General features: G+C 60.4%; 6 protein-coding genes. All 6 read left to right on the top strand.

All coding sequences use genetic code 11. The features are described from left to right. Positions 1-94 precede the first annotated feature (94 nt). The 6 genes from B9H00_RS04590 (at position 95) to B9H00_RS04565 (ending at position 9067) form a co-directional block, all read left to right on the top strand. On the top strand, positions 95-2302 hold the full coding sequence (locus B9H00_RS04590) for a type I secretion system permease/ATPase (RefSeq protein ID WP_236944353.1): 2208 nt from the start codon (positions 95-97) through the stop codon (positions 2300-2302). Then, positions 2286-3689 carry an HlyD family type I secretion periplasmic adaptor subunit gene (locus tag B9H00_RS04585; protein ID WP_211329566.1) on the top strand — a complete coding sequence of 468 codons (1404 nt, stop codon included), beginning with the start codon at positions 2286-2288 and terminating at the stop codon, positions 3687-3689. Before B9H00_RS04590 ends, B9H00_RS04585 begins: the two co-directional genes overlap by 17 nt. 71 nt (positions 3690-3760) lie before the next feature. Then, positions 3761-5083 carry a TolC family outer membrane protein gene (locus B9H00_RS04580; protein WP_157663178.1) on the top strand — a complete coding sequence of 441 codons (1323 nt, stop codon included), beginning with the start codon at positions 3761-3763 and terminating at the stop codon, positions 5081-5083. Continuing rightward, on the top strand, positions 5080-7005 hold the full coding sequence (locus B9H00_RS04575) for a bifunctional diguanylate cyclase/phosphodiesterase (RefSeq protein ID WP_086899667.1): 1926 nt from the start codon (positions 5080-5082) through the stop codon (positions 7003-7005). Before B9H00_RS04580 ends, B9H00_RS04575 begins: the two co-directional genes overlap by 4 nt. A gap of 51 nt (positions 7006-7056) precedes the next feature. Further along, positions 7057-7716 carry a transglutaminase-like cysteine peptidase gene (locus B9H00_RS04570; RefSeq protein WP_211329565.1) on the top strand — a complete coding sequence of 220 codons (660 nt, stop codon included), beginning with the start codon at positions 7057-7059 and terminating at the stop codon, positions 7714-7716. A 136-nt stretch (positions 7717-7852) separates the two neighbouring features. Then, positions 7853-9067, top strand: a complete 1215-nt coding sequence (locus B9H00_RS04565) for an aspartate aminotransferase family protein (protein ID WP_086899666.1) — start codon at positions 7853-7855, stop codon at positions 9065-9067. Positions 9068-9074 lie beyond the last annotated feature (7 nt).

The following is a 9074-nucleotide window of genomic DNA, read 5'->3' as shown; positions in this document are numbered from 1 at the left end:
CACAATAGGTGCTGGGCATTCATGTCGATGCCCCTGTCGCGCAGCATGAACGGACAGCCCTGTCATCAGGATGAATCAGAAAAGGGGCAGCAGTTTGGTAGATGAACCCACACCACTTCGTCCGGATCCCGTCGGCGAAAAAGAGAGCGATCCGCTGCTGCAATCGCTCGTCTTTCTTTCCCGTTATCACGGCGAACCTCGCTCGGGCGAGGCCATCAGCGCCGGCCTGCCACTTGATGACGGGCGACTGACGCTGTCGCTTTTGCCGCGTGCCGCCCATCGTGCCGGCCTTTCGGCCAAGCTGGTCAGCCAGCAGCCTGATCGCGTCGCCGATATCCTGTTGCCCTGTATCGTGATTCTCAAGGGGCGTCGTGCTGCGATCATGCTGTCACGCGACAGCGAGCGCAAAAACGCCACCATCTATCTGCCCGAAGCTGACGGCACCCAGCAGATCCTTATGGATAGCCTGTGTGAGGAAGCAACCGGCCAGATCGTCTATATCCGCCGTGAGCACCGCTTTGACGAGCGCGCGCCGGAGACCGTGAAGCTGGCCGAAGGCCACTGGTTCTGGTCGACACTGAAGCTCTCCACCCCGATTTATCGCGATGTTCTGATCGCCTCGCTTCTGATCAATCTGTTTGCGCTGGCGGCGCCGCTTTTCACCATGAATGTCTATGACAAGGTGGTGCCCAACATGGCGTTCGATACGCTCTGGGTACTGGCCAGCGGCATGGGCATCATTGTGGCGTTTGATCTATTGGTGCGTCAGGTGCGGGCCTTCTTTCTCGATACGGCCGGACGCAAGTCGGAGGTGCTGCTCTCCGCAAAAATCTTTGCCAAGGTCATGAACCTTCGCATGGACGCTCGCCCCGTGTCGGTCGGGGCGTTTGTCAAGAATCTGCAGGAGTTCGACTCGGTTCGCGACTTCTTCACCTCCATGACCATGACCACTCTGGTCGATATGCCCTTTGCCATCTTCTTTCTGGTGGTGATCTGGATTGTGGGCGGCCCGCTGGTATGGGTACCTGTCATTGCGCTGCTGATCCTGCTGGGATACAGCATCGTGATTCAGTGGCCGATGAAACGCTCGATCGAGCTGGGCTCACGTCTGGCGACCGAAAAACATGCGCGTCTGGTCGAGAGCGTGGCCGGGCTTGAAAGCCTCAAGCTTGCCAATGCTCAGGGCGACACCCAGCGCCGCTACGAGCGCGCGGTCGGTGAGATTTCCCGCTGGGGCGTGAAAAGCCGAAACCTCTCGACGTCCGTCTCGTCGCTTACCATGAGCGTCAACCAGCTGGCGACCGTGGCGCTGGTCATTTATGGCGTCTATCTGATCGGGGATGCGCAGCTCTCCATGGGCGCCCTGATTGCCGCGGTCATGCTGACTGGCCGGGCGCTGCAGCCACTGGCACAGATGGCGCTCTTGATTACTCGTCTGGGGCAGACCCGCAGTGCGATGGCGGCCATCGATCAGATCATGCAGATGCCCGATGAAGTAGAAGAGGGCAAGAACTATGTGCATCGTGATCGTCTCAATATGCGCATCGAGTTTGACCACGTCGGCTTTCAGTATTCCCCGGAGTCTCCCGAGATCCTGCATGATGTCTCGCTGACCATCGAGCCCGGCGAGCGTATCGGGATTATCGGTCGCATGGGGGCCGGCAAAAGCACCCTGCAGCGCATGATGACCGGACTTTACCGCGCTACCAGTGGCAGCCTGCGCATCGATGGGCTGGATATCAATCAGCTTCATCCGGCTGATGTGCGCCGCCATATCGGTCATGCCGGTCAGGACAGCGCGCTCTTTTTTGGCACCATTCGTGAAAACATCACACTGGGCCAGCCGCATGCCAGTGACGAAGCCATTCAGCGGGCGGCCGATGTGGCCGGGGTAACCGAGTTTACCCGCCACGACCCGGACGGCCTCGATCGTCAGGTCGGCGAAGGTGGTCGTCTGCTTTCCAGCGGGCAGCGTCAGTCTGTGTTGATGGCCCGGGCGCTTTTAACCCGCGCGCCCCTGCTGCTGCTTGATGAGCCGGGCGCGCATCTAGATAACCGTGCCGAGGCACGGCTACGACGCGTACTGATCGAAATGCCGCGGAGTCAGACCGTCGTACTGGTGACCCATAAAAGCTCGATGCTGGAAGTGGTAGACCGTCTGATCGTGCTCGATCAGGGCCGCGTGATTGCCGATGGCCCCAAGGCCAGTGTTCTCAAGGCGCTCAATGAGGGGCGGGTACATGCCCCGGGGCCGGGTGCCGGCAATGCAGGATCGGAGGTGCGTCATGGCACTACTGGCTAAATCGAGGCGCTGGCCGCGTCCCGGCAGTCATGAGCTTGAACTGGCCGACGATGCCAGTGCGGCCATGCTGCTGGCCACGCCCTGGCGTTCGCGCATTCTGCTGTGGGTGCTTCTGGCGGTGCTGGCGGCCTTTATCACCTGGGCGGCGCTGGCGCATGTCGAGGTCGTCACCCGTGGCACCGGTCAGGTCGTCCCCTCAAGTCGGCTTCAGACCATTCAAAACCTGGAGGGCGGCATCGTGCGCGAGCTCTACGTCCGTCAGGGCGATATTGTCGAGCCGGGGCAGCCACTGGCCAGAATTGATCCAACCCGCGCCAGTTCCGATCTTGCCGAGCGGGAATCCACACTGGCGGGCCTTCAGTCCATCATTGCCCAGTATCAGGCCGAGCTTGCCTCGGTCAGCATCGATGCTTCTGTCGATAATTGGCAGGATCAGGTGGTCATCACCTCGAACCCACCTGAATTCGATGACGCGTTTCGCGCAAACAATCAGGCGCTGGCGAACACTGCGACAGAAGGCTATCGCGAGCGAGTCGGTGGGCTGCGCACCCAGCTGGATCAGGCCCGCGAGCAGATTGCCCAGCGCAATCAGGAGCTCAGCGAGCTTCGTGCCAGGGTCGGAAGTCTGTCTCGCAGCTATCAGCTGGCCAGTCAGCAGCTGGCGATTACCTCACCGCTGGTACAGGAAGGGGTCGTTTCCCGAGTGGATCTGCTCGAGCAGCAGCGGCAGGTCAACGACCTGCGCGGCGAACTCGAGTCGGCACGCCTGTCGATTCCTTCCAAGCAGTCCGAGCTGCAGGAAGCCATCAGCCGACGGCGTGATCTGGCCGCTCAGTTCCGGGTACGCAGCGCCGATGCCCTGAGTGAGGCGCGAGGCCGCCTGGAGAGTCAGCAGCAGGGACGTGCCAGCCTTCAGGATCGACTGGATCGAACGCTGGTGACCTCACCGGTGCAGGGCAGCGTGCGCACCATCAACGTCAATACCATCGGTGGTGTGATCGAGCCCGGGGCAAGCCTCATGGAGATCGTGCCCATCGATGATCAGCTGCAGATCGATGTGCGTATTCCTCCGCGTGATATCGGCTTCATTCATCCGGGGCTACCCGCCACCGTCAAGCTTTCAGCCTATGACTTCACCATCTATGGCGGTCTCAAGGGCGTTGTTCAGCGTATCAGTCCGGATACGGTACAGGATGAAAAGGGCAACAGTTTCTACGAGGTCACGGTCGTTACCGATCAGAATCATCTGGGTCGTGACAATAACGCCATGACCATCATTCCCGGCATGCAGGCCACCGTGGATGTCATTACGGGAAATCAGACCATTTTGCAGTATCTGCTCAAGCCGATATTGAGAGCGCAGCAGGGCGCGCTGCGGGAACGCTGATGGCGGTCACGCAAAAAAAAGACAAAGGGATCAGGGGGTTCATGATGAAAAAGGGGTGGGCCGGATATTTGGTGCTCTCACTTGCAGGGGGCGCGCAGGCGCAGTCGCTCGATGATGCCGTGACGCAGGCCATCATGGAAAACCCCATAACGCGCACGGAAGTTGCCCGCTATGAGCAGTTCAGAGACGATGCTCGCGCGCAGCGGGGCGCGTGGCTGCCATCGGTGGATCTGGAAGCGCGTACCGGGCGTGGCAGCAACGAAAGTGAAGTCAATGGTCTCGACCGCTCGAGCGATCCGCACAGCTATCGCCGTGGCTCCATCACGCTGTCACAGCTGATCTGGGACAATAACCGTACCCTTGAGCGTGTGCGCAATGCCGACAGTCAGGTTGATTATCAGCGCTGGGAGGTGGCGGCGGCGGCCAATCGGGTAGGGCTTGCCACCGTCGAGGCCTATCTGGATGTGCTGCAGACTCAGCGACTGATTGAGCTGGCCGAGCGTAACGTCGATACCCATCAGCGCATTGCCGCCGATATCCGTCGCCGTAGCGAGCTGGGCGCCGGTACTGCCACCGACGCCAGCCAGGTGGATGGCCGTCTGGCGCGGGCCCAGTCCAGTCTGATTGCCGCCTACAACAATCGCGAAGATGCCATCTCTTCCTTCGTGCGCCTGGTGGGAGAGCCTCCCCGGGATCTGGCGCTGCCGGAAGCGGTCGATCTTGCCCCTGTGCCTGACGGTCTTGACCAGGCGCTGGCCATGGCCAACGAGCAGAACCCGATTCTGATGGCCGCCCGCCATTCCGTGACGGCAGCCGGTCATGAGGTGGGGGCCGAGCGGGCAGACTTTTTGCCTGAGCTGCGCTTTCAGGCCAGTCGACTGGCCAGCCGGGATTACGATTTTGAAGGCAGTGACTCCGATGACTGGAACGCCGATCTGGTGATGTCGTGGAATCTGTATCGCGGAGGCATCGACTCGGCGGAACTGCGCGCGCGTCAGCACTCGCTGGAAGCGGTGCAGTACGACAGTGATCGCGCACTGCGGGAAGTCCGTGACGAGCTGCGTCTGGCCTGGAATGCCCGCGATTATGTGACCAGCCAGCTGCCCTATCTGGCCCGGCACATGAGTGCCAGTGAGCAGACCCGAGTCAATTATCGCAAGCAGTTTGATATCGGTCGGCGCACCCTGCTGGATGTGCTGGACAGTGAAACCGAGCTTTATAGTGCCCAGCAGGATCAGCTACAGGCGCGCTTTGCCCTGATCAGCGCGCAATATCGCTTGCTGGCCGTGACCGGCAATCTGCTGGATGCCCTCAAGATAAACGTTCATCAGGGCGATATTGACGGTGATCAGCTGCTCGAGGTGAGCGCTGCCGGGCAGGGAGTCGATTCATGAGCCTCTTTCGTCGCCTCGTGCTGGGTGTGGCAGGCCTGCTGCTGGCCTTTTCGCTGGGCGTGTTCGTCATTGACGTGCACCAGACACGCCAGTCGCTGGTGGAAAGCCAGCGCATGGAGGTTTCCAATCTTGCCCAAGGGTTGAGTCTGACGCTGGCGCGCTTTGTCGCGGACGAGGATTGGACCAGTGCGCGCACACTGCTGCAGGCGACCGCCGACGGCGGCTTTATCAATGCGCTCAGGCTAGAGACGCCGACACTGGCCTCGCCCATGGTCATTGAAAGCGAAACCAGTACCCGGGCGCCCGGATGGTTTCAGTGGTTGATTGCGCTGCCACAGCTCAGTGCGCAGCGAGACATTCCCGGCGGCTGGGTGGCGCTGGGCACCATATCGCTTGAGGCCGATAATACGGAAACCTATGACCAGCTCTGGTCCCTGGGCAAGCGCCTGCTGCTCTGGCTGGTCGTCGGCATGCTGTTGGCGCTGGGGCTGTGCGCGCTGGGCTTTCGACATCTGCTGACACCTCTTCACCGTCTCTCCGGCTATATCGAAACCCTGCAGATCGAAGGATATGCAGGCCCCATCGAGTCCACTCGCATTAGTGAGCTCAAGGGCATCACCGAGGCCGTCAATCAGCTCAGTGCACGACTCAGTGACCAGTTCGTGGCACAGACTGCCCAGGTGATTCGTCTGCAGCGCATGGCCGAGCAGGATGCGGTCTCGAAGCTGGGCAATCGCGCCTATCTGAACCGCATTCTGGATGAATGGCTGGCGGCACCCGAAAGCGGAGCCCTCATGATCCTGCGGATTGATCACCTCAGTGAAATCTATCGCCGTGATGGTTTTGAGCGTCGTGATAATGCGATCCGTGCCATCGGCGATTATCTCTCGGGCATGAATGTTCACGGTGTACCTATTCAGGCGGCCAGGCTCTCGGCTGAAGAGTTTGCCCTGATCGTGCCGGATGACAGCGATGACGGGCGCGAAGAGCTTTTGCTCACGCTGCTGAATCGAATCGACGATATCGTGGACATCAACCCGCTGGATGAGTCGCGTATACATCATGCCCGCGCCGGGGTCGTATTGCGTGAGCCGGGGCTGCAACGCGCCACCATGCTGTCCAAGGCAGACAGCGCACTGCGCGAGGCCATTGAAACCGATCAGCGCTGGTACACCGCACCCCGGGAAGCGCGCCATAACGAGCGCAGCCGCGGTGAATGGCGCATGGTGATTGATCGCGCGCTGGCCGCCAACGCTGCCAGTTTCGTCGCGCAGCCGGTATTGCTCAATGATGATAAGGAGCTACATCGAGAGCTTTTCATGCGTCTTCGGGAGGGCGACGAGGTGCATCCAGCCTCGACCTTTCTTCCCATTGCACGCCATTTCGGTATCGGCGCGCAGATGGACCGTTACGTGCTGGACTGGCTAAGCCATCATGGTCATGACCTCGAGAGCCGTCTGGCGGTCAATCTGACCCAGGATATGCTGGGGAGTGATTCAGAGGTCGACGGCCTGATCGAGTGGCTGAAAACACACCAAGAGCTCGCCTGTCGCCTTGACCTTGAAGTAACGGAAGAGTGCGTGCTGCGCCACACCGACAACGTACAGCGGCTGTTTCGCGTGGCGTGGCATCTCGGCGGGCGCGGCGGCATTGATCGGTTTGCCCGCGATCTGAACTCCCTGCCGATTCTTGCCAGACTGCGGCCGGATTACGTCAAGATCGATCAGACCTTCTTTGTACGTGACGATGTTGACAACGAGTTTCTGCACAGCCTGTGTATGGCAGCCCACCAGATCGAAGCACTGGTAATCGTGACGCGGGTTGAATCCGAGGCTCAGCGTGCCAGGGTCACCGAGATCGGTGCCGATGGCTATCAGGGGTATCTGGCGCCGGCCGTGCCATTGAATTCAGGGGTTCATTGATTTACGCATCGGCCGATAGACAAGCATGACCTGAGAAGGGAATGTCTGCTGATGTGTCGATGGGGCCGATGGGGATTGATAGTACTGCTGGTGATCGCCATCCCGGTGATGGCCGGGATGCTGTCGAATGCCTCGATTCCGGTATCTGGCGCCATCACTTCCCGCTACGGTTCCACCGGCCTTGAGCGCATCGAGAACTGGCAGTCACTGATGAACAGGCTCAGGGGGCAGCCGGTCTCCGTTCAACTGGCGGGGGTCAACGATTTCTTCAATCGACTGGGCTTTGTTGACGATATCGACATCTGGCGCCAGGAGGACTATTGGGCCACGCCCATCGAGTTTCTCGGCGTTGGGCGTGGTGACTGCGAAGAGTTCGCCCTGGCCAAATACCTGACCCTGCGCGAACTCGGAGTGCCTGATGCGCAGCTGCGCCTTCACTACGTCAAGTATGTGCCCTATAACCAGTTTCACATGGTGCTTTCCTGGGCGGCTGCGCCACAGCAGATGCCGGTGATTCTGGATAACATCGGTAAAACCATTGAAGCGGCCACTTCTCGCCGTGATCTGATCCCCATCTATAGTTTCAACGGCAGCAACCTCTGGACCAGTACCGCGGGCGGTCAGGAGACGTCTGTCGGTGACTCCGGTCGCCTGAGCCGCTGGGAAGACTGGCAGGTACGTGTGCGAGGCGGTGTCATGCACACACCCTGACCCTACTACCAATGTGGCGGTGCTTTTCCCGCTGGATCACGTCTGCCCCCTGCCTTTTGAGGGTCTCCTCTGCGTATACTGATATACCTGTTGGCGACGTCTTGTCGCCGGAAGTGTTTGTCAACGGAGACCTGTCATGAGCTGGACCCCCACCCGTGAAGCCTTTGATCAGTACATGCTGCCCAATTATTCACCCCAGAAGGTGATACCGGTGCGCGGTGAGGGTAGCCGCCTGTGGGACCAGGAGGGTCGCGAATACATCGACTTCGCCGGGGGCATTGCCGTCAACGGTCTGGGGCATCGCCATCCAGCCCTGATGGAGGCCCTGAAGACGCAAAGCGAGAAGATCTGGCACCTCTCCAATGTCTATACCAATGAGCCTGCCCTGAAGCTGGCCCGCACGCTGGTCGAGAAGACCTTCGCCGACAAGGTGTTCCTGTGCTCCTCGGGGGCCGAGGCCAACGAGGCGGCTCTGAAGCTGGCGCGTCGCTATGCCCATGACACGGTCGGCGAGCAGAAGCACCGTATTGTTTCCTTTCGACAGTCCTTTCACGGGCGTACCTTCTTCACCGTCAGCGTTGGCGGCCAGCCCAAGTATTCCCAGGGATTCGGGCCGGTGCCGGGCGGTATCGTGCACGGTACCTACAACGATCTCGACAGCGCACGCGAACTGATCAACGACGACACCTGTGCGGTCATCGTCGAGCCGATGCAGGGTGAGGGCGGTGTCACACCGGCGACACCCGAATTTCTCGAGGGGCTGCGCAAGCTCTGTGACGACCACAGGGCGCTGCTGATCTTTGACGAGGTCCAGTGTGGTGTCGGACGCAGTGGTCATCTTTACGCCTACATGCATTACGGTATTACCCCCGACATCCTGACCTCGGCCAAGGCGCTGGGTGGCGGCTTCCCGATGGGGGCGATGATGACCACTGACGAGATCGCCCGCGTGTTTGTGGTGGGGACTCATGGTTCAACCTATGGCGGCAATCCGCTGGGGTCCGCAGTGGCTCTGGCAGCGGTGGAAACCATCAGTTCGCCCGAAGTGCTTCTGGGGGTCGAGGCGCGCTCGCAGCGTTTCCGTGAGCATCTGCAAAGGCTCAACGAGAAGTACGACTGCTTCAGCGATATTCGTGGTCTGGGCCTGCTGCTGGGGGCGGAATTCAAGCCCTCCTTTGGCGAGCGCGGCCGTGACGTGCTGGCCGCGGCGACCGAAGAGGGGTTGATGATGCTGGTAGCCGGTCCCAACGTGCTGCGATTTGCGCCGTCGCTGGTCATCGAGATGGAGGTCATCGATGAGGGCATGGCGTGTCTCGACCGTGCACTGGCGAAGGTGATGGCCAACAGCTGACGGGGGC

The organism is Kushneria marisflavi, assembly GCF_002157205.1.
Classification (GTDB): Bacteria; Pseudomonadota; Gammaproteobacteria; order Pseudomonadales; family Halomonadaceae; genus Kushneria; species Kushneria marisflavi.
The sequence above is the reverse complement of the archived record's forward strand: the minus strand, read 5'-3'. Positions and strand labels throughout refer to the sequence as shown.